The sequence below is a fragment of the Sivoneniella epilithica UHCC 1019 genome (assembly GCF_040830845.1).
In the GTDB taxonomy this organism is placed as follows: domain Bacteria; phylum Cyanobacteriota; class Cyanobacteriia; order Leptolyngbyales; family Leptolyngbyaceae; genus ULC077BIN1.
The window spans coordinates 92175-112297 of record NZ_JBFPDP010000013.1; the positions used below are offsets into that span (position 1 = coordinate 92175).

18 protein-coding genes and 1 riboswitch are annotated in these 20123 nt (G+C 47.9%); of the genes, 11 read left to right on the plus strand and 7 right to left on the minus strand.

Going from position 1 to position 20123, the window contains the following annotated elements:
• Nucleotides 1–4: 4 nt before the first annotated feature.
• Both AB3R30_RS10545 and rph read right to left on the minus strand, forming a co-directional pair.
• The gene (locus AB3R30_RS10545) at nucleotides 5–478 is read right to left on the minus strand and encodes a hypothetical protein (protein WP_458649136.1); all 474 of its coding nucleotides are present in this window, start codon (nucleotides 476–478) and stop codon (nucleotides 5–7) included.
• A 540-nt stretch (nucleotides 479–1018) separates the two neighbouring features.
• Nucleotides 1019–1735 carry a ribonuclease PH gene (gene rph, locus AB3R30_RS10550; protein ID WP_458649137.1) on the minus strand — a complete coding sequence of 239 codons (717 nt, stop codon included), beginning with the start codon at nucleotides 1733–1735 and terminating at the stop codon, nucleotides 1019–1021.
• 314 nt (nucleotides 1736–2049) lie between these two features.
• Between rph and zwf the strand changes: the two genes are divergently transcribed.
• Together zwf and opcA are read left to right on the plus strand one after the other, a co-directional pair.
• Nucleotides 2050–3582, plus strand: a complete 1533-nt coding sequence (zwf, locus tag AB3R30_RS10555; protein WP_458649138.1) for a glucose-6-phosphate dehydrogenase — start codon at nucleotides 2050–2052, stop codon at nucleotides 3580–3582.
• 89 nt (nucleotides 3583–3671) lie between these two features.
• The gene (gene opcA, locus AB3R30_RS10560; RefSeq protein WP_458649139.1) at nucleotides 3672–5015 is read left to right on the plus strand and encodes a glucose-6-phosphate dehydrogenase assembly protein OpcA; all 1344 of its coding nucleotides are present in this window, start codon (nucleotides 3672–3674) and stop codon (nucleotides 5013–5015) included.
• A 14-nt stretch (nucleotides 5016–5029) separates the two neighbouring features.
• On the opposite strand, the gene AB3R30_RS10565 is transcribed toward opcA, so the two are convergent.
• Together AB3R30_RS10565 and AB3R30_RS10570 are read right to left on the minus strand one after the other, a co-directional pair.
• Nucleotides 5030–6196 carry an SIS domain-containing protein gene (locus tag AB3R30_RS10565; protein ID WP_458649140.1) on the minus strand — a complete coding sequence of 389 codons (1167 nt, stop codon included), beginning with the start codon at nucleotides 6194–6196 and terminating at the stop codon, nucleotides 5030–5032.
• A gap of 83 nt (nucleotides 6197–6279) precedes the next feature.
• The gene (locus tag AB3R30_RS10570) at nucleotides 6280–7245 is read right to left on the minus strand and encodes an asparaginase (RefSeq protein ID WP_458649141.1); all 966 of its coding nucleotides are present in this window, start codon (nucleotides 7243–7245) and stop codon (nucleotides 6280–6282) included.
• A gap of 225 nt (nucleotides 7246–7470) precedes the next feature.
• Here AB3R30_RS10570 and larE point away from each other — a divergent pair, with 225 nt between their 5' ends.
• Nucleotides 7471–8358: an ATP-dependent sacrificial sulfur transferase LarE gene (gene larE, locus AB3R30_RS10575; protein WP_458649142.1), complete on the plus strand. Its 888-nt coding sequence runs from the start codon at nucleotides 7471–7473 to the stop codon at nucleotides 8356–8358.
• Nucleotides 8359–8524: 166 nt separating this feature from the next.
• Nucleotides 8525–9169, plus strand: coding sequence for a tRNA (guanosine(46)-N7)-methyltransferase TrmB (trmB, locus tag AB3R30_RS10580; protein ID WP_458649143.1), 645 nt, complete (start codon nucleotides 8525–8527; stop codon nucleotides 9167–9169).
• Between the two features lie 56 nt (nucleotides 9170–9225).
• Here the strand turns inward: trmB and AB3R30_RS10585 are convergent, their stop codons facing one another.
• On the minus strand, nucleotides 9226–9861 hold the full coding sequence (locus AB3R30_RS10585; RefSeq protein ID WP_458649144.1) for an HAD-IA family hydrolase: 636 nt from the start codon (nucleotides 9859–9861) through the stop codon (nucleotides 9226–9228).
• Nucleotides 9862–9977: 116 nt separating this feature from the next.
• Nucleotides 9978–10062, plus strand: a riboswitch (Glutamine riboswitch).
• 38 nt (nucleotides 10063–10100) lie between these two features.
• On the opposite strand from AB3R30_RS10585, the gene pirA reads away from it, so the two are divergent.
• Complete coding sequence (pirA, locus tag AB3R30_RS10590; RefSeq protein WP_458649145.1) at nucleotides 10101–10553, plus strand: arginine synthesis PII-interacting regulator PirA; 453 nt, start codon at nucleotides 10101–10103, stop codon at nucleotides 10551–10553.
• Between the two features lie 201 nt (nucleotides 10554–10754).
• Here pirA and AB3R30_RS10595 read toward each other — a convergent pair whose 3' ends face one another.
• Entirely contained in the window at nucleotides 10755–11741 is a 987-nt protein-coding gene (locus AB3R30_RS10595; protein ID WP_458649146.1) for a GntR family transcriptional regulator, read from the minus strand.
• A 798-nt stretch (nucleotides 11742–12539) separates the two neighbouring features.
• Here AB3R30_RS10595 and ffh point away from each other — a divergent pair.
• Nucleotides 12540–13988: a signal recognition particle protein gene (ffh, locus tag AB3R30_RS10600; RefSeq protein ID WP_458649147.1), complete on the plus strand. Its 1449-nt coding sequence runs from the start codon at nucleotides 12540–12542 to the stop codon at nucleotides 13986–13988.
• A gap of 243 nt (nucleotides 13989–14231) precedes the next feature.
• On the opposite strand, the gene AB3R30_RS10605 is transcribed toward ffh, so the two are convergent.
• Complete coding sequence (locus AB3R30_RS10605) at nucleotides 14232–14654, minus strand: hypothetical protein (protein ID WP_458649148.1); 423 nt, start codon at nucleotides 14652–14654, stop codon at nucleotides 14232–14234.
• A gap of 304 nt (nucleotides 14655–14958) precedes the next feature.
• Between AB3R30_RS10605 and pbpC the strand changes: the two genes are divergently transcribed.
• The 5 genes from pbpC (at nucleotide 14959) to AB3R30_RS10630 (ending at nucleotide 20099) form a co-directional block, all read left to right on the plus strand.
• Entirely contained in the window at nucleotides 14959–17376 is a 2418-nt protein-coding gene (gene pbpC / locus AB3R30_RS10610) for a penicillin-binding protein 1C (protein WP_458649149.1), read from the plus strand.
• 49 nt (nucleotides 17377–17425) lie between these two features.
• Nucleotides 17426–17749, plus strand: a complete 324-nt coding sequence (pedR, locus tag AB3R30_RS10615) for a photosynthetic electron transport-dependent transcriptional regulator PedR (protein ID WP_458649150.1) — start codon at nucleotides 17426–17428, stop codon at nucleotides 17747–17749.
• Between the two features lie 99 nt (nucleotides 17750–17848).
• Nucleotides 17849–18118, plus strand: coding sequence for a hypothetical protein (locus AB3R30_RS10620; protein WP_458649151.1), 270 nt, complete (start codon nucleotides 17849–17851; stop codon nucleotides 18116–18118).
• 124 nt (nucleotides 18119–18242) lie between these two features.
• The gene (gene hisS / locus AB3R30_RS10625; protein ID WP_458649152.1) at nucleotides 18243–19529 is read left to right on the plus strand and encodes a histidine--tRNA ligase; all 1287 of its coding nucleotides are present in this window, start codon (nucleotides 18243–18245) and stop codon (nucleotides 19527–19529) included.
• Between the two features lie 102 nt (nucleotides 19530–19631).
• Nucleotides 19632–20099 (plus strand): photosystem I reaction center protein subunit XI, encoded by a 468-nt coding sequence (locus AB3R30_RS10630; protein WP_458649153.1) that lies wholly within the window; start codon nucleotides 19632–19634, stop codon nucleotides 20097–20099.
• Nucleotides 20100–20123: the final 24 nt, after the last annotated feature.

Here is a 20123-nt window from a genome sequence, read left to right on the forward strand (position 1 = left end):
GCGTTCAAATCTTTAGATCCCGTATGTCAAAGATAAAATCGCCACGAATCCAGCCCTTCACTCCCGATCTCTGAAATTGCACCCGATACCAAGTGAGTCCTTCGTTATCACAGGTTTTTGCCAAGATGATAACCCAATCGCCTGGATAGCCAATATGGCGAACATAAGCATTATGGCTTACCCCATCTCGCACACTAATCGAAGTGCCCTTAAAACCTAGTAAAGAACCAACATTGCCCGCATTCATGCGGTTAAATTGGCAGCTTTGAGCAAACCCAGGAGATACAGTGGTCAATAAAGCACCTAGTGTCAATCCTAAGTACTTCAAACTGTGCTGTAAATTCATGATTGTTCCTACCATGCGGGTTTTAAAGTTGCGCGGACAATTCATCCAGCAGTCTATTGTTCCGCTAGTGATATCGAAAATCGGTACATTGATCACGTTGTTACTGCCCAAGCTCTTCAATTGAGCCAGCATGATGCATGTTTAAACAGGTCAAGCCCGACAGAAAGGCTGTCAGGCTATCAGGGTATGTCAAAATTGTTTTTTTGCAGCTAAGGTTTACAGAAACTCTACGCCAAACCAGTGAGAAAACACCTTACTTCTTCCCTCCTTTTTGGAAAAACTGATAAATGAAACGTAATCAGTTGTGAAATTCCAGTGAGAACCATCCGATTTAGATCGGCTAAAAAACGTGATCCTTCAATCACGAAAAGTAGAGCAATATGAGAAAAACTTACGAACAGCTTGTCTACTTTCTCAACTAGGGGCGTAGCGGCTTTTAAAGAGGAGACACAGGCTCAAAAGCCATTGGTTTAAAGAGTGTTTGCAAGTCCTCTCTGTGTCTATTCAAAGAATAGCACCAACGACTTAACAGATCACTCGCTTTAACCGAAGTTAATCCATCCATAAATAACAACATAAACAGCAATGTTTAGATACAAAAGCTGTTTATGTTGGGAGTTGGGAGTTGGGAGTTCAGAGTTTTCTTCGCACTCCATACCTCGCGCCCCGTACTCAATCAAAGGCTTGTTGCTGAAACGCTAACAGTTGTTTGATGCCCAGTTCTGCGAGATCCAAAATTTGGTTAAGCTGTATTCGGCTGTAGGAACCTGCTTCTGCTGTGCCTTGCACTTCAATCAGGTGAAGCTTTTCGTTCATGACGACATTGAAGTCGGTGTCAGCCGCCACGTCTTCTTCATATTTCAAGTCAAGCAAGGGTTCGTTGTCGAGTAAGCCGACAGAAATGGCAGCGACTTGATGGATCAGGGGCGATCGCTCTAGTTCTCCCGTTTGCATCAGGGTATCGATCGCGTCTTTAAGCGCCACAAAACCACCCGTAATCGCCATTGTGCGCGTTCCAGCATCCGCTTGCAGCACATCCGTATCAATGATGATAGTGCGCTCTCCTAATGCATCCATATCCAACGTTGATCGCAGGCTTCGCCCCACTAACCGCTGAATTTCCTGAGTGCGCCCTGATAAACGCATAAATTCGCGCTCTTGGCGATCGCTAGTGGCAGTAGGCAACATCCGATACTCAGCCGTAAGCCAACCTTGCCCCGTGCCCGTCAAAAATTTAGGAACCTTGGCTTGGATTGTCGCCGTGCAAAGCACCTGAGTATCTCCGCACCTTGCCAACACAGACCCAGCCGCAAACCGGGTAAACTGGCGCTCGAAACTGACTGGACGAAGTTGATCTGCTTGCCGACCGTCGGGGCGTTGCCAAGCCATGCCTGTTACCTCAAGAATCTCACAGTTAGGATAACAGGTGCCGGGTGTAAGGGTGTGAGGGTGTGATTAGTCTCCTAAAACTAATCTGTAGTTCATCTAAAGTTCCCGGATGATTTCAGAATGCCTCTTTAAGATGGGAGGTGAAATAAAAAGAAATGAATTTTAGTAAAAGTAGCGATCGCTAGCGCCAAAATTGCCCGCCAGCGGTATAAGAAGATCAGAGTCTGATAAATTCTTCACCTCAAACACGCTCTGCATTTTCCATACGCCTAACTTGATCCTTCCAACAGCCCTCTATCATCACCTAGCTGCCCATGGTTACATTGCTCGAAAATCCACTCCGTGCTGGCTTGCAACAAGACCGCGTACCAGAACCACAGATCTTGATTATCTTTGGAGCCTCTGGTGACCTCACCCAGCGTAAACTGATCCCCGCCCTCTATCAAATGAAACGGGAGCGACGGCTGCCCCCCGAAATCACGATTGTGGGTTTTGCGCGCCGTGAATGGACGCATGACTACTTCCGCGATCATATGCGGGAGGGCGTTGAGCAATTTGGCAGTGGATTAGGCTCCGAAGCCACTTGGAACGAATTCGCGAAAGGTTTGTACTACTTTTCAGGCGATTTAGACAATCCAGAAAGCTATCAAAATCTCAAAACCTTTCTGAGTACCCTAGACGAACAACGAGGCACTCGCGGCAATCGAGTCTTTTACCTCTCTGTAGCACCGCGCTTCTTCTCCGAGGCAATTCTTCAGTTGGGTGCTGCCGGGATGATTGAAAATCCTAAAAAGCAGCGAATGGTGATTGAAAAGCCATTTGGACGTGACTTAAGTTCGGCTCAAGCGCTCAATCGAATTGTGCAAAAAGCCTGTGATGAAACCCAGGTTTACCGAATTGATCATTATTTGGGGAAAGAAACCGTTCAGAACTTAATGGTGTTTCGGTTTGCTAATGCTATTTTTGAGCCACTCTGGAACCGACAGTTTGTGGATAACATTCAAATTACCGTTGCCGAAACAGTCGGGCTAGAGGGACGGGCAGGTTACTATGAAACCGCTGGTGCCCTACGCGACATGGTGCAAAATCACTTAATGCAGCTATTTTGCCTGACTGCAATGGAACCGCCTAACTCCCTAGATGCAGACAGCATTCGGGGTGAAAAGGTCAAGGTGTTGCAAGCAACTCATCTGTCAAATGTTGAGGATATTCGGCTAACGGCAACTCGTGGACAGTACACTGCCGGATGGATGAAGGGCAAACCGGTTCCGGGTTATCGCGAAGAAGAAGGGGCAGCGATCGATTCCACTACCCCAACCTATGCAGCACTGAAACTTTCTATTGACAACTGGCGATGGAAGGGAGTTCCTTTTTACCTGCGAACGGCAAAGCGGATGCCTAAAAAGGTTTCGGAGATCTCCATTCAGTTCAAAGAGGTGCCGTTTCTCATGTTTCAATCGGCAGCCCAACAAGTAAATCCAAATGTGCTGGCTTTGAGGATTCAACCGGATGAAGGGATCTCAATGCGGTTTGATGTGAAAACACCTGGAAATTCCCTCCGAACTCGCCCGGTAGAAATGGATTTTCGCTATGAGTCTGCTTTTGGTCAACCCAATACAGATGCTTATGCTCGCTTGCTGATCGACTGTATGTTAGGCGATCAAACTTTATTTACTCGCGGTGATGAAGTAGAGGCTTCTTGGCGGATTTTGACCCCGCTTCTGCAAGTGTGGGATGCGCCTGCTCCACCAGAGGTAATTCCCCTATATGAAGCTGGAACTTGGGGTCCCGTAGAGGCTGAGCTACTGTTGCAACGAGATGGGCGCAAATGGCGCAGATTGTTATAAAGACACATGTCGAGTTACGAATGTCGGGTTACGAATCGGATTACTACTCTTTCTCACTGATTACTAAACAAATCACCAAACTCTGACTTATGACCACTACTCCCCTTGTTGCGATCCAACAGCCAAAAGATATTTCGCTGCACGAGATTGAGGCAGAATTAAACGCGATGTGGAATAGCCAAAGTAGCGATATTGCGATCACGGCTACTCGTGCTTCTACATTTAGCATGATTGTTTATGAGCCAGAAGAGTTTCAGCAATTGCTGGCAGTGCTGGGCTTTTACCGAGGTTCCATTGACGGGATTCATGGTTTTGAGACTAAAGAGGCTGTTGAAAAAGCGCAAAAAATCTACGAGTTACCCATTACAGGACGGGTTGACCCAGATACGTTGGTTCGGTTGCGAGAAGAGGTGGCAAGTTTACCTCCCGATCGCTTAAAGGTGGCAAATATTAATTTGCGGGGGGCGAATTTGAGCGATGCGATCGCGGTTCGCAATCCTCGTCGGATTATTACCCTCAGTCCCATTTTGGGAGAAGATCAGGGGGTTTCATCCGTTGTTTCGGCTTATTGCCCGATTCAAAAAGCCACCAGCGAAAATCTCATCTGTAGCGAGTACATTACCCTAACAGGCACGAAAGCTGCCCTAAATCGGATTGGCGATGTGGTTGCGGCTTTGCTCATTTCAGACTTGCCCAAGTTTTTATGGTGGAAAGCAACTCCAAATCCCGAACATGAGCTATTCAAACGGCTCATTGAAGCGGCTCAGTGCATTATTTTAGACTCTTCCTATTTCAGCAATCCAGAAGCTGAGCTTGTCAAAATGCAGGATCTGGTTGATTCTGGCATTTCAGTGGCAGACCTCAACTGGCATCGGCTGCTACCGTGGCAAGAGTTAACTGCGGAAACCTTTGATCCCCCAGAACGCCGAACCTCTCTGTCTCAAGTCGATCGCATCGTGATTGACTACGAAAAAGGAAATGCGGCTCAAGCGCTCCTATTTTTGGGTTGGATGGCGAGTCGATTAGGCTGGAAACCGACTGCCCTGATTGAAATTGGCGGTGACTATGAAATTCGCCATATCAAGTTTGTCAACTCTGACCAATTAGAAATAGAAGCAGAACTAGCGGCGATCCCCACTGCCGATGTGGGTGAAATTGTGGGGGATTTAATCGGCTTACGGTTAGGGTCTACTGATCCCAGTGCAAACTGCGGTACGATTTTGTGTTCTGAAACAACGGGCTGTATGCGTCTGGAAGCAGGTGGGGCGGCTCAGGCATCGGGCGGCTACACTGAAATGGTGAAGGCGATTAATGACCAAAAAGCCGAATTTTTGTTGAGTCAACAGCTTCAGCGCTGGGGACGAGAAGTGTTGTTTGAAGAAAGCCTTGCGATCGTGGTTCAAATTCTGTCCTTGATCCCGCAAGGTGAGTAAAAGAATTCAGATTTTTACTCACTCAACGTTTTGGTAATGTTTCTCGGTTTATCCACGTTCAGACCTCGTTGAACAGCAAGGTGGTAAGCCAGTAGTTGTAGCGGAATCACGGAGAGAATCGGAGAAAGAGGATCAGCGATCGCAGGCAATATCAGCACGTGATCAAACAAACTAGCAGTTTCCGGGGGCACATCTTCCGTCAGGATGCCAATGATAGGAGAGCCGTGGGACTTGACCTGACGCAGATTGGCAATCATGGCAGCGTGGGTCGAATCGGTGGGCGCGATCGCAATCACAGGCACCCGCTCATCCAGTAAAGCGATTGGTCCATGCATAAACTCGCCAGCGCTGTAGCCTTCCGCATGAAGATAGGTTGTTTCTTTCAGCTTTAATGCCCCTTCGAGGGCGATCGCCTGATTGATTCCCCGCCCCAACACCATACAGTGCTGCTGGTTGATCATTGCTTGGGCGATCGGCTTGATTTGGGTTTCCAACTGCAACACTGCCCGGATTTTTGCGGGTAAGGTAGACAATTCAGCCCAGTAAGCCTGAACTGTTTCGGGCGAAATGGCTTGGCGACTGAGTGCTAGTTCTAGCGTGAAATAAAAACAAACGATTAACTGATTGAGAAACGTTTTAGTGGCAGCTACGCCAATTTCTGTGCCTGCCAGGGTGGGCATTGTCCAATCGACTCGCTGACTCAGCGCACTATTCGGTTGATTGGTTATCCCTAGCAAATGAGGTTGAAATACCTCAGATTGAGCCAAGCGCCGCTGTTTATCTAGGGCGATCGCGTTGAGAGTATCAGCCGTCTCGCCCGATTGGGTAATGCCAATCGTCAGCGTATTGGCAGTCATCGGCAGAGGGGCTTCCTGAAACTCTGAGCCAGACCGAACCCGCACAGGAATATTCACTAGCTGCTCGATCCAGTGTTGGGTAATCAAGCCAGCATGATAACTCGTACCGCAAGCAAGAATATGGACTTCGTTAAGGTTAACAGGAACAGACAGGAGTGGCTCAGAAATCGCGTGAAAATAGTGTGCGAGGCAGATTTGCACAGATTCAGGCTGCTGCTGAATTTCCTTCAGCATAAAATGAGGAAATCCACACAGATTGTCAGAATACAGATCGTCAGCATAAGGCTGATTGGCAGGGGCAGCAGTAGGTAGATTAGAGTTCACGATAATGATGTAGGTGAAGATACCTTCAGTGTGCCTTAAGCGATCGCTCCCAGCCCCGCACCTCTCACTCAAATCATCAACACTCAAATCATCGATAAATCGCCCGATACTTCCAATCGGCTAGCGGTGCCTGAATTCATAAACAGTTCAGACAAACTTTCGGAGACGGAAGGGCTAATCCAACCCATTTGCCTCAACAAATGAACTGCAACCGCGTGTTTTGCCCGCTTTGCGCCATCCATCACCTTAATTGCCAATCCCATCCCTTCACCCACGCGCCCGATACACTGAATACCCTCGGCTCCAGCCTTACTCACCAGTTCTCCTTCCGTCAGGCGCATTAATTCCGTATCAAATTCTCCTTCTCCAGCAATTAGCACAGGATGATGTACCATTGCCCGGATGATCCGTTCCATATCCAAACTGTTGCCAGAGGCAAGACGAGCATATAGGGTGGACATCTGCCCCATTTGCAAGAAGTAGGTCGGTGCGCCGCAATCATCACGAGCCGCAATAAATTCTTCTCCGGGCATGCCTAACAGTTCGGCAAGCTTTTGTAAAATAAGCTGCTGTACAGGATGATTGATTTGTAGATAGCTGTTTAGCGTCCAGTTTCGCTGTTGACAAACGGCAAGCATTCCAGCGTGTTTGCCAGAGCAGTTATATTCCAATGGACTTTTCTTGCCGGGTGGAATAGGACATTGCAGTGCAGAGGGATCAATATCTGCACGCCACAAAATATTAAAGGCTTGTCTAACCTGTTCTACGGTGCCCCGATGGGAGCTACAAATAATTGCCAGATCACGATCGCTCAAGCTATAGCGCTCTAACGTCCCCGTTGTGGTTACTGCCAACGCCTGAAATGGTTTTAATGCTGAACGAATAAAAGTTGCTGTTTCAGCACTGCCAGCAACCGACAAAATACGTCCGCGATCGTCGCTTACAACCGCTTGCACTCGATGCGTTGATTCAACAAGCCCTTCGCGCAGAAGTCGCACGACGAGTTCCGCTGCTTGTGTCCGTCGTCCCCGTGGTGTTGCCATGGGCATAACTTTACCATCAGATGGGGACGCTGGAACATTTTCTTTAGGAGGAATATGATTCTAGCAAAAGACTAAAATGCGAGTTGGTAGTCCTGTAATAAGTCCTATTTAAGTACCGACAGAATTATTTTCACGCCAGCTTCGGGTAAATCTAGCTTCTCAGCCACTTTGCTGTGTAATTGATTTTGTCTAACTACTTAACAGGTCAAGAACGGAAACGCTAAGGTAAAGGTGAAAGGATGGCTTGCTTGGGATAGTTTGAGCGGGGAAGATGGAAGAATGAAGCAGGATTTGGATAAGCTGGAACAACTACGATCGCTGTTTGGCGAAATGGAGCGATCGCTGATTGCCTATTCTGGCGGCATCGATAGCACGTTGGTGGCAAAGGTGGCGTTTGATGTATTGGGCGATCGCGCCTTGGCTGTCACCGCTGTGTCTCCGTCGCTATTGCCAGAGGATTTGGAAGAAGCTTGCATTCAATCCGCCGAAATTGGCATTGCTCATGAGTTAGTGCATACCCACGAGTTGGAGAATCCCGACTACGCTTCCAATCCGATCAACCGCTGCTATTTTTGCAAAAGCGAACTGCATGACACACTAAAACCGTTGGCGCTGAAACGGGGCTATCCCTATGTGGTGGATGGCGTGAATGCGGATGATTTGCGCGACTATCGACCGGGGATTCAGGCGGCAAAAGAACGCGGAGCGCGATCGCCCCTAGCAGAAATTGGTATCACCAAGCTGGAGGTGCGCCAAATTGCCAAGCATCTTGATTTATCGTGCTGGGATAAACCCGCGCAGCCCTGCCTCAGTTCGCGCTTTCCCTATGGCGAAGCGATCACGTTGGCAAAACTGCATCGTGTGGGCAGAGCCGAAGCTTATTTGCGAAAACTGGGGCTGAAAACGCTGCGGGTGCGATCGGAAGGCGACACTGCCCGGATTGAGCTTCCGGCTGAGCAGATCAAGGAGTTTGTGCTGACGATGGATTTGCCGCTGCTGGTGGAAAAGCTGCAATCGTTTGGTTTTGTCTATGTCACCCTCGATTTGGAAGGCTTCCGCAGCGGCAAGTTAAATCAAGGGCTGCAACTGGCAACCGTGGGCGATCTCCCATCGGTCTAAAATGTACTAAGATAATTGCCCTTACCCTAGCCCTCTCCCGACGGGAGAGGGAACCGGAAATATCTGAAAGCCCTTCTCCTTGGGGAGAAGGGTTGGGATGAGGGCAAGTTAGTCGATTTTCATTTGATACTGATAACAGTCCAGCATTGTTAAGGAGGGGACAGCCTTGTCCATTGTCCGTGTGCGCGAACATGTCAACCCGCTCAGCAAAAAGTATCAGGTGCCAGCAACTCCGCCGGATTGGTCGACAATTTATGCCAAGCCTCACCAACCGCTCCATGTCGATATTGGCTGTGGCAAAGGGCATTTTGTCCAGGACATGGCAACCCTTCAGGGCGATCGCAACTTTTTAGGGCTAGAAATCCGCGAACCGTTAGTGGATCAAGCAAACCGCTGGCGAGATGAACTGGGCTTAAGCAACTTGCATTACTTATTTTGCAATGCCAACAATTCTATTCGTCCGTTGCTCACTTCCCTGCCAACCGGCATTTTGCAGCAGGTGACCATCCAGTTCCCTGATCCGTGGTTCAAACGGCGACACCAAAAGCGACGGGTCGTGCAGCCCGAACTGGTTGTGGATTTGGCAGAGTTTCTGGTTCCAGGTGGCATCGTGTTTGTGCAATCTGATGTGGAGGAAGTGGCGATCGAAATGCGCGATCGCTTTGATGAATATCCCGCCTTTATTCGCCAACATGATGATTGGCTACCCGATAATCCGATGTCGATCTCAACGGAGCGGGAGCGATCGACGCTTTCCACTAGCGATGAACCTATCTATCGAGCATTATTTGTTTACGCGAAGGTATCCTAGCAGTGCATTTCGCTGACAGGGCAATCTCAAGCGGTTGGTTAAAGCGGCTAGAGATACTAATTGTCATTGCCTGTAGCTATTTGTAGCAACTCTTCTGGCTGGCTAATCAAAAAATCAGGGTTTTCTTTTGCTAACGCTTGACTAGAGTTAAATCCCCAGGTAACCGAGATGATTGGGATACCGATTTTTTGGGCTGCTTCAATATCGCGGGTTTCGTCACCGACATAAATCACGTCTGCTAAGTTCAGCCGTTGGCGTTTCACGACGCGCTGGATCACTTTATCCTTCCCAAACAGTGCTAAGCCAGATTCCACAAAGTCAAAGACATCTAGTAGAGTTTGGGCAGCGAGAAATGCCACTACATTTTCACGGGAGTTGGATGTGACAATTCCCAGACGGTTGCCCTGATATTGTAGCGATCGCAGAGCGAGCGACATCCCCGGAAACGTCTGCAAATGGGGGATTTCGTAGCTCAACTCTTGTCGTAAACGGCGCACCAAAAAGGGGATTTTGAGAGGAGACAGCTTGGATAGCTTGATAATCTCCTTAGAACTGAGGTTTTTAAGTTGGTTAATATCATCGGCTTGGGTCACAGGATAGCCAAACTCAGCCGCTAGCTGGTTGCTAATTTTCCAAACCGCTTCAAGAGAGTCTGCGATCGTTCCATCAAAATCAAAAATAATTACTTTCACGGCTGAAAAAAGTGCATCGTTCAATAACTCACAGAATTGTCATGAATATTTGATAAATCTTGCTTGAGAATAGTATTTCTCTTAAAAAAGTTAGATATGATACAGAAAGAAAGCAAAACGTTCATCTCCTCTGGTGATACAAATCACACGCATTCGGTTCAGATGAGACGGAAGTAGGGACTTTTCCCGAAGGAACGCGCCTCACTAACCCTAGAGAATCATTCCTTGCGAGGCGAACCATGAAACTTACTTATCGCGGTGCTAGTTACGAATACAACCCAGCTTCCTTAGAAGTAAGTGAAGTTGATGCTTTAAGACAGTATCAAAACTCTTATCAACGCTGCCACACTTTAGCCGAGTCGAATTATCCTCTAGTCTATCGTGGAGCTAGTTACACCACGGCTCAAGTGGCTCAGGCATTGGCTTCCGTACCGATTTCTGGCACTCCTCAGCGATTGACCTATCGAGGTGTGCAGTATAACAAGAATGGCAATGGAATAGTAGAATTTGCTAGACCTGCAAAAGCATCGCTGGCTCCTAAAACCATCACTCCTGCTTTTGTAGAAGCAACCGCAGTTCATCACGAAAACCTACGCCGTAATGTACAGCATCGGCTTGAAATTGCCAAGATACAAGGAAATCAGAATCTGGTCAGTCAATTAGAGGCTGAGTCTAAACAGCTTGCTCTTTAAGGTCTAATCATGTAGAACGTCTTTGCTAGAGTTCTACATGATTAGAAAGTGAACGACTCGCTCGTGTTTTCCTTGCAATTATTTAAGGATGGTGTAGTCAATCTATACCATCCTTTAATTTTTTACAGCATTTCTATGGCGATCGAGAGAGGCGGAAAGACAAAAAGACAAAAAGCTTACCGCTCTGGTCGTGGGAGTGTGTCAATCTAGTCCAAGTTCACGCTTCAGCAAATTAATGGATTTGGAGACGATGAAATTTTCACAGCAGATCAGTTGGGGGCGACGAATCAGTTCTTCGCGAACGGAGGCGATCGCGGCTTTTACCATAGAGCAACTTGCCTGATCACTAATGATGGTTTGGGCGCTACGGGCGATCGCGGCTAGCTTATAGGCATCGCTAACTTGCCCAGTCATCACCAGCAAATCATCGCCGCGTAAACTGTGAATAATCACATTTGCAACACTCACTGTTTCGGCACTGAGGCTCACAACGCCCAGGCAACTCCCCTTTGGTAAACTCCGGATCACTTTAATTTCAGATTCAAAGTCATAAATATCAACCGGGATCACGCGCACCGATTTAGGAGCCGCAATTTCTTCGGCTTGAGCAATAAAGTAGCGACTGGTGACCACCGTGCCGGAGCGAGTTTGATCTAAGGTTTGCTCTAATTCTTCCAACGGCACTAGCTGAATCGGAATATTTAGCGCCCGTTCTAGATCCCGCACAATCACTTCACCTGCCTCAATGTCATGAGCAGGGGCGGTCACCAGTACTTGGGCACTACAGCGAAGCCGCCAGTCAATTTCGCCCAGCAGCAATTCTCTGGCTTGGTTAAGAGAACAGCCCAACTTAAGCAAATCATCCAGGCTACTTTGCACAACTTTGTAGGCTTCAGGATTTTGGTCTAGCAGAGGGGATTTAACTTTTGTCCCACCATCCTGAGCAGGATCACGGACATAGATCCCAGAGCCAGCCTGAGCATCGACAACTCCTGCTTCTTCTAACTGGCGATACACTTTGCTGATCGTGTTGCGGTGCAAGCCAGTTTGCATTGCCAATTGACGAGTGCTAGGTAGTCGATGCCCCGGTGGAAACTGCCGGGAAGCGATCGCAAACAAAATCTGGTTATAAAGCTGATTCGATGCGGGAATATCACTATCTTGCTGGATTTGGAACTGTACCATCATTTAAGTCTCCAGGTCACCTCAATGCTCGAAGAAAGTTACAACATCTTGGGTTATATCTATCTATAAAATTGTGGCTACAAATTGTGGGTTCATAGGCGGGAAACTGGCACATGTGTCTCAAGCTTACCTTACAATCTATGCTAGGTCTGGTTTTCTGCGGGTAATTGCTTCTATGTTAATAGATGGCATCATTGCAGGCTTTATAGCAACGAATGAGTAAGTTAGGACACCAAGATCCTTGAGAAACAGGGAATAAGGGACGTTTGTGGTCTTGACCTTTCCTCGTACTGCCATATCAGGCTTTATAAGGGTGATCCACCTTCAGCCTTCTACTGTGCCAATTTGCATTTATCCGGACAGTCACAATAACCGCATTTGACTATTGACAGCCTGCAACTGACAGCTTGCAACAAATTTTAGACTTTAGCCATAACAAGGGAGCGATCGCACTAGGAGTATTGCAGCATGGGAAACGTTAAAGCAGGGTGAAGGAAAGTGCCCAATGGCGAAGTACAGATTGATGTCTATCTTGCTGAACCCATTACGGAAGAAATTGTTCCCGGAGTAATTGTCATTTAAGAGATTTTTGGCGTAAATGCTCACATTCGAGAGGTGACAAAACGGCTTGCACGGGAAATAATCTAGAAAATAATAGACGGATGTATGAGCCGACACGATAAAATCAACATCTGACACTCTCATGAACCTACTCATGACACTGAGTCCTCCAATGTTATTTTTGGTTCTAGTTTCTCCCCTCATCATGTCCCTTTAGCCACCTCCCACGCTGCCACTGTTATGTTTGAAGCACTCTCTGAACGTTTGGAAGGAGCCTGGAAAAAGCTTCGCGGTCAAGACAAAATTTCTGAATCAAATATTCAAGAAGCGGTGCGGGAAGTCCGCCGCGCCTTGTTAGAAGCCGATGTTAACCTCCAAGTGGTGAAAGACTTTGTGGCAGAAGTGGAAACCAAAGCCCTGGGTGCGGAAGTGGTTGCAGGTGTTCGCCCCGATCAACAATTCATCGAAATTGTTTACAACGAACTGCTGCAAACCATGGGAGAAACCAACGCTCCCTTAGCAGAAGCGGAAACGACTCCCACAATCATCTTGATGGCGGGTTTGCAGGGAACTGGAAAAACCACGGCAGCGGCTAAGTTAGCTTTGCATCTCCGCAAGGTGAACCGGAGTACGTTGCTGGTGGCCACCGATGTTTATCGCCCCGCTGCGATCGATCAGTTGATCACCTTGGGTAAGCAAATCGATGTGCCAGTATTTGATCTCGGCAAAGATGCAGACCCGGTTGAAATTGCTCGACAAGGGGTCGACAAGGCAAAAGCTGACGGGATCAACACCGTAATTATTGACACGGCGGGTCGGCTACAAATTGATGCCGACATGATGGCAGAGCTTGTTCAAATCAAAAACCTCGTGCAGCCCCACGAAGTTTTACTGGTCGTGGATGCGATGACGGGGCAAGAAGCCGCTAACTTGACTCGCACTTTCCATGACCAAATTGGCATCAGCGGAGCCATTCTCACCAAAATGGATGGCGATACACGCGGTGGTGCAGCGCTCTCAGTCCGGCAAATTTCTGGGCAGCCGATTAAGTTTATCGGTACGGGCGAAAAGGTGGAAGCGTTGCAGCCTTTCTACCCCGATCGCATGGCATCGCGCATTTTGGGCATGGGTGACGTGCTGACGTTGGTAGAAAAAGCGCGGGAAGAAGTGGATCTGGTCGAAGCTGAAAAAATGCAGGAGAAAATTCTCACTGCAAAGTTCGACTTCACCGATTTCCTTAAACAAACTCGGCTACTGAAAAACATGGGTTCCCTTGGCGGCATCATGAAAATGATTCCAGGGATGAACAAACTCAGCAGTGATCAGCTTGAAAAAGGCGAAACCGAACTCAAACGAGCGGAAGCCATGATTGGCTCCATGACGGTGATGGAACGCAAAGATCCTGACTTGCTCTCCAGTTCGCCTAGTCGCCGCCGTCGGATTGCCCGTGGTTCTGGACACACCGAAAAAGAGGTCGGGGAACTCGTCAGCAAATTCCAGCAAATGCGAACCATGATGCAGCAGCTAGGGCAGGGCAATTTTCCGGGTGGAATGGGTGGATTGCCAGGAATGGGCGGAATGCCGGGAATGGGTGGTGGTCGTCCTCAGCCTGGTTGGAGAGGCGGGGGCGGGGGCGCTCCAGCTAAAAAGAAGAAGGACAAGAAAAAGAAAGGGTTTGGCACACTGTAACAGGCTTTGGCAGGCGATCGCATTATTGCACCTTCTTCTTGCAAGCAGGATAGGCAATGTGCTAAAGGCGGTCGCAACAATGGTGTAAAAAATAAAATATTTTGAGTAAGCTATTTTTATCGCTAAATCAACTGCTTCTTAACGCACAAACCAATTTTTTTCGACTTCAGCGATCGCATTTTCCTTGCTTCTAAAATATTTTACAATCAGAGCATCTTTCAAAACTGGGGCAGACAAATAGTATTATTGTCCAGCGATTGGAGCAACTATATCATCTACTTTTTGTTGCACATCATTTAAGAAATCTTTAGTGCTTTGTGGCACAGGTTCATCTAAATTCAGCTTTTTACGAATGGTATCGGCTGCTTTTTGAATACCATTTGAGTTATCACCTATTGTCTCTTTAGTAGACCTTTGAGCCATTTGAGAATTGTTCTGAGAATCTTTTAAGTAGTTTTGTTTGGCTTCCATTATTTCAGCCGCACTTGATCCGGTATCAAGAGCTTTTGTCCGGCTGTTATATTTTTGTTTTCCTTCTTGAAGATTTCGATAAAAACCATTGTATCCAGCGTTTCCTGTTTCAGATGATTCTGCATTCTGAACCAGAAAGTTTGCCAATGCTGGCTCTGAAAAACTTTTAATCAGTACGCTACTTAAAAGCAACATGAAAATAATCAATAGTGTGCTTAAACTCTTACGTAACTAACTTAGATTAACCATAAAAAATTAGCTCCTTAGACAAGTTTAGAAAGCGCAATGATGCTTTCTTAAGGTAGTTGTTAAGGACTTCTCATTCTTCTCCCTAAAGGTAGAATCAGAGATGAGGTAGGAATAATTTTTTTTAAATCTAAAAAATAGAAAAAGTGATTTTTTCCATTTACTTTCCCATTTAATAGTAATGAATGTTGCTTTCCCGGAGATCCCGCGATCGCCGATGTAGTCTGTTGAAAAGTAGATCAGCAGGAACAGTATGTCGTACCATTGGCACCGATTCACAGTGAACTGGAACCCGCAGCAATGGAGCCTTACGAAGCGCTATGCTAAAACGCTGAAAGTGTTTTTGGGGTTAGGAGTTGCAGTATTAACTGTGCGATCGCTGCCCTATCTTGCGCCGATTCGAGCGAGTGATATTGTGCAAAGCCAGCAGGCAGCGGAATTCACTGATCGCAACGGGCTACCGCTAGGCACAGTGCTAACTCGTGATCAGGAACATACGGTGTCAGTGCCCCTATCTCAGGTGTCGCCGCAATTTCTCCAGGCAATCATTGCGGCTGAAGATCAGCGGTTTTATCACCATGGCGCACTGGATGAACGGGCGATCGTGCGATCTCTGCTAGAAGCACTTCAGGCAAAGCAAATCGTTAGCGGTGCCTCCACGATTACAATGCAACTGGCGCGAATGCTAGAGAATTCTCCGCGCACTGCCCAAGCGAAGCTACAAGAAATTTGGACATCCTGGCGACTGACCGCAGGCATGAGTAAAGCCGAGATTTTGCAGGCATATCTCAACCGTTTGCCCATGGGCAGCAACATCTACGGTGTGGAAGCGGCATCTCGCATCTACTTTGGCGTTCCAGCTAGCGATTTGACACTGGCTCAGGCGAGTCTGCTGGCGGCGATTCCCAATGATCCCAATCGGCTTAATCCTTACGATCACTTGCTGTCGTTGAAAAAGCGCCAATCCTATGTGCTAAATCGTATGGTGCAAGATGGTTACATTACCCGTAATCAGGGCGATCGCGCCTACACTGAAGCCACCGCTCTGCAATCTCGCCAGCAGGGGATTGTGGCAGCCCCCCATTTTTTGTTTTGGTTAGCCGATCAGCTTCCCGCCCATCATCCCGCCCAAGTTCGCACGACGATCGATCGCCCCCTTCAGCAATTTGTTGAAACTCAGGCGCTGCAAGTGATTCGCAGCCTTGCCCCTCACAATGTCCATCATGCCGCCGTATTAGTACTCGATAACCAAACAGGCAATGTCTTGGCGTATGTGGGATCGCCAGATTATTTTGCCAGAACCCAGCTAGGACAGAACGATGGCGTACAGGCATTACGCCAACCGGGTTCAACTCTCAAACCGTTTCTCTATCAGCTTGCCCTCGAAAATCGCACCATCCAGCCCAACACCATTCTGGCGGATGTACCGACTCGCTACGCCATTCCAGGAGCGCGCCTATATAGCCCTTCCGATTACAGCGAAACCTTCCAAGGTCCGGTGCGGGTGCGACTGGCTTTAGCAAACTCCCTCAATGTGCCAGCCGTCAAAACTCTAGAAAAAGTGGGTGTAAGTACGTTTCTCGATCGCCTCCATCAGCTTGGCTTCAAGCACCTCACCCAGACTCCGGAACACTATGGCTTAGGACTTACCCTCGGCAGCGGCGAAGTCAGCCTCTGGGAATTGGCACAAGCGTATCTGACCTTAGCAAGGCAGGGGAAGGCACTGAGCATCAAGTGCCAGGGATTGGGTAGTGAGTGCAAGGAGAGTAAGGAACAGGGAACAGGGAAGGGGGAACGGGGAAACAGAAGCCCCATTCAAAACTCAAAACTCAAAACTCAAAATCCTTCCACTTGGTTGCTGGTCACAGATATGCTCAGCGATCGCTATGCGCGATCGCGGGCGTTTGGCGTAGATTCCTTGCTGGCGTTACCCTTTCCGGCAGCGGTGAAAACGGGCACCTCGTCCGATTATCGAGATACTTGGACAGTAGGTTTTACCACAAATTACACTGTCGCGGTGTGGGTTGGAAACTTTGATAGTGCGCCGATGCAAAAGGTGTCAGGAGCGATGGGGGCGGCTCCTTTGTGGAATCGAATTATGCTACATCTGCACGAACAGCAAGAACCTAAGCCGTTTCAAGCTCCAACTGGGCTGGTGCAACGCCCGATCTGTGCAGTGTCAGGGGCGCGTCCTACTTCTGCTTGTCCGGCGGTGGTGCAGGAATATCTATTTCCTGAAGAATTGGCGACCTATGAACAGGAGAGCGATCGCTTTTTTCCCACCGTGAACGGTAAGATTCAGTTGAAGCTGCCAGCAGACTATAACGAATGGCTAGCGCGACAACCCAAGAATTTGTCTAGCGCGACGATGGAATTGAGAATTGTCTCTCCTCGTAGTGGCGATAGGTTTGTGATTGGCAAAGATGATCCCTCTCAGCGCTTAGAATTCAAACTGGCAGGCACTTCTAAAACAGCTAAAACAGCAATAGAATGGCGGCTGAATGGTCAACCGTTGGCAGCATCTGCTGCTAATACCTTCTTTTGGAAACCTCAAGCGGGAACTTGGACGCTGCAAGTAAAGCAAGGTCAACAGATCGATCAGATTAAGTTTGAAGTGCAGACAATCCAAGCTAGACCGACTCGTAAAGGATTCTCTTTTGTCTCAAAATAAAGGCATTTAGATAGTTGTTTTTGGCAAAGAAGCCCCTACAATAAAGGGCATGAGTACATATACACAGGCACCTATAGACATGGCGAGTGGCGAATCTCAGGTGCAGAGTTCTTTATCAGAACGGGAACTGCAAGTGATTGAATGGGTAGCCGCTGGCTTAACAAACCAGGAGATTGCCGAGAAACTGGAAATTAGTAAGCGCACCGTGGACAACCATATCAGCAATATTCTGACTAAGACTGAAACTGATAATCGAGTGGCTTTAGTGCGGTGGGCGCTGCTATGGGGCAAGGTATGTCTGAATGATGTTACCTGCTGCACGTTGCCCAATGTAGACACTGGAAATGGCGCTGATAGCCGCATAATGAATTAATAGCTTAAGCGATCGCCCTAGCTAATTGAGTTTTTCTGAAGAGTTGCTTTTGTTTCCTTTAACACTCTTTATTTATGTTTGCTTTCAATCATTAAATCAATGGTTTTGAAGTATCGTATTCGGTTCGCGCAGTTGCCTCTGGCAGTATATCGAGAAGTTGCGGCTCATCTAGAACAGGTGGGAGGAGTGCAAATTGAGCTAGTGCCACAGACCTCTCAGCAATTTGACTATACCTTGAGCCAGATTGATAGTTTATGGATCAATCATCCTGAGAATGCAGCGGCAGAAAAACAAGTGAGTCAAATTTTGGCGTACTATGGCGATCTCTATGGGGCTTGGGAATCAGTAGAAACAATTGCTTCAGCTTAATAAATCCTCTCCTCTCTAAAATTTAGTAGAGTGTCAACTTTGAGTTGAAAGGGTGGATGAGTGGATGTACGCATTCCCCCTAGTCCCAACTCAAAACTCAAAACTTCCCTACTCCTCATTTACCATGGGTTCCATTCAAGCCACACGCGGCACACGCGACATTTTGCCCGAAGAAGTCCGCTATTGGCAGCAGATCGAAGCCGCCGCACGGGAAATTTTGGGCAGAGCCGCTTACCAAGAAATTCGCACCCCGATTTTTGAGCAAACGAACCTGTTTGAGCGCGGCATTGGGGAAGCAACCGACGTAGTAGGCAAGGAGATGTATACCTTTAAAGATCGGGGCGATCGCTCGATTACTCTGCGCCCCGAAGGAACCGCCGGAGTCGTGCGATCGTTCATTGAACATAGCCTTAATGCTCAAGGTGGCGTGCAGCGGCTTTGGTATTGTGGCTCCATGTTTCGCTATGAACGCCCTCAAGCCGGACGACAGCGACAGTTCCACCAAATTGGTGTAGAAGTGTTGGGTAGCCCTTCACCACGGGCAGACGTAGAAGTGATTGCCATTTTTGCCGATATTTTGCAGGCGTTAGGGTTAAAAAAACTGGTGCTAAACCTGAACTCGATTGGAAATGCCAGCGATCGCCTGCACTATCGCGAAGCCTTAGTCTCCTACCTCACGCCCCATAAAGCCGATCTAGATGCCGACTCGCAAGATCGCCTAGCGCGCAACCCGTTGCGAATTCTGGACAGCAAGGATGAACGCACCCAAGCGATTCTGACTGAGGCACCCAGCGTTTTAGATCACCTCAACCCTGATTCACAGCAGCGCTTTGAGCAGGTTCAAGCCTTGCTGACTGATTTAAACATCCCATTTTTAATCAACACCCGGCTAGTGCGCGGTTTGGATTACTACACCCATACCGTATTTGAAATGCAATCGGCTGATTTGGGCGCTCAAGCAACCGTGGGCGGGGGGGGGCGCTACGATGGCTTGGTGGCTGAGTTGGGTGGAGCCGATACTCCAGCGGTGGGTTGGGCGATCGGCATAGAACGGCTGGTTATTTTATTGCAACAACTCCACAGTTTGCCTGCTGCCAACGTTGATTTTTATCTGGTTTCTAGAGGCACTCAAGCTGAAGCGCAGGCGGTAGTTTTGGCACAAAAACTTCGACAAGGCGGCTTTACGGTAGAACTGGATTTGAGCGGAAGTGCTTTTGGCAAACAGTTTAAACGTGCTGATCGCAGTGGTGCCGCTGCCTGTTTAATTGTGGGTGATGACGAAGCCGCTAGCCAAACAGTGCAGTTGAAGTGGCTGGCAACCGGAAATCAAGACGCGATCGCCCAAAGTCAACTTTTCGATATCACCGAAGAGTTACGCCAGAAAATTCAAGCTGCCAAGCTGCTTCATTAACTTTTCTAACGGTTACCCCATCGTTGTTTCAGGTGTCCCCCTACAGACGTAAAATAAGCTCAATTCTTTGGTACTTGCTTTTTATAATTAAGGAAATTCAGAATGGAGAACCTGATTAAACCTTACAAAGGCGATCCCTTTGTTGGGCATCTGTCTACGCCGATCAGTGATTCCGATTTTACCAGAGCATTTATTGGTAACCTGCCTGCTTATCGCAAAGGGTTAGCTCCGCTGCTACGGGGTCTTGAAATCGGCTTAGCCCATGGCTATTTTATTATTGGTCCTTGGGTTGTATTTGGACCCTTACGCGACTCTGACGTTGCAGCCTTGGGAGCGCTAATCTCAGGTGGTGCCCTAATTTTGATTGCCACAGCTTGTTTGTCGATTTATGGATTGGTCACCTTTTCTGATGCCGATGACAATTCATCCGATAAACTGCAATCGGCTGATGGCTGGAGCCAGCTAACGGGTGGTTTCTTTATTGGCGCAATGGGTGCAGCTTTTCTAGCCTATTTCTTGCTCCAAAATTTCTCTGTTGTAGATTCGATTTTCCGTGGCTTTGTCAATTAAAGTCACACCATTCGATTGACTCAA

Coding starts and splice junctions, on each gene's coding strand:
- hisS (WP_458649152.1), top strand. CDS start 18,243: ATGGGTTCCATTCAAGCCACACGCGGCACACGCGACATTTTGCCCGAA.
- opcA (WP_458649139.1), top strand. CDS start 3,672: ATGACCACTACTCCCCTTGTTGCGATCCAACAGCCAAAAGATATTTCG.
- rph (WP_458649137.1), bottom strand. CDS start 1,735: ATGGCTTGGCAACGCCCCGACGGTCGGCAAGCAGATCAACTTCGTCCA.
- AB3R30_RS10605 (WP_458649148.1), bottom strand. CDS start 14,654: ATGTTGCTTTTAAGTAGCGTACTGATTAAAAGTTTTTCAGAGCCAGCA.
- AB3R30_RS10630 (WP_458649153.1), top strand. CDS start 19,632: ATGGAGAACCTGATTAAACCTTACAAAGGCGATCCCTTTGTTGGGCAT.
- zwf (WP_458649138.1), top strand. CDS start 2,050: ATGGTTACATTGCTCGAAAATCCACTCCGTGCTGGCTTGCAACAAGAC.
- AB3R30_RS10545 (WP_458649136.1), bottom strand. CDS start 478: ATGCTGGCTCAATTGAAGAGCTTGGGCAGTAACAACGTGATCAATGTA.
- pedR (WP_458649150.1), top strand. CDS start 17,426: ATGAGTACATATACACAGGCACCTATAGACATGGCGAGTGGCGAATCT.
- AB3R30_RS10570 (WP_458649141.1), bottom strand. CDS start 7,245: ATGCCCATGGCAACACCACGGGGACGACGGACACAAGCAGCGGAACTC.
- pirA (WP_458649145.1), top strand. CDS start 10,101: ATGAAACTTACTTATCGCGGTGCTAGTTACGAATACAACCCAGCTTCC.
- pbpC (WP_458649149.1), top strand. CDS start 14,959: ATGTCGTACCATTGGCACCGATTCACAGTGAACTGGAACCCGCAGCAA.
- ffh (WP_458649147.1), top strand. CDS start 12,540: ATGTTTGAAGCACTCTCTGAACGTTTGGAAGGAGCCTGGAAAAAGCTT.
- AB3R30_RS10620 (WP_458649151.1), top strand. CDS start 17,849: ATGGTTTTGAAGTATCGTATTCGGTTCGCGCAGTTGCCTCTGGCAGTA.
- AB3R30_RS10595 (WP_458649146.1), bottom strand. CDS start 11,741: ATGATGGTACAGTTCCAAATCCAGCAAGATAGTGATATTCCCGCATCG.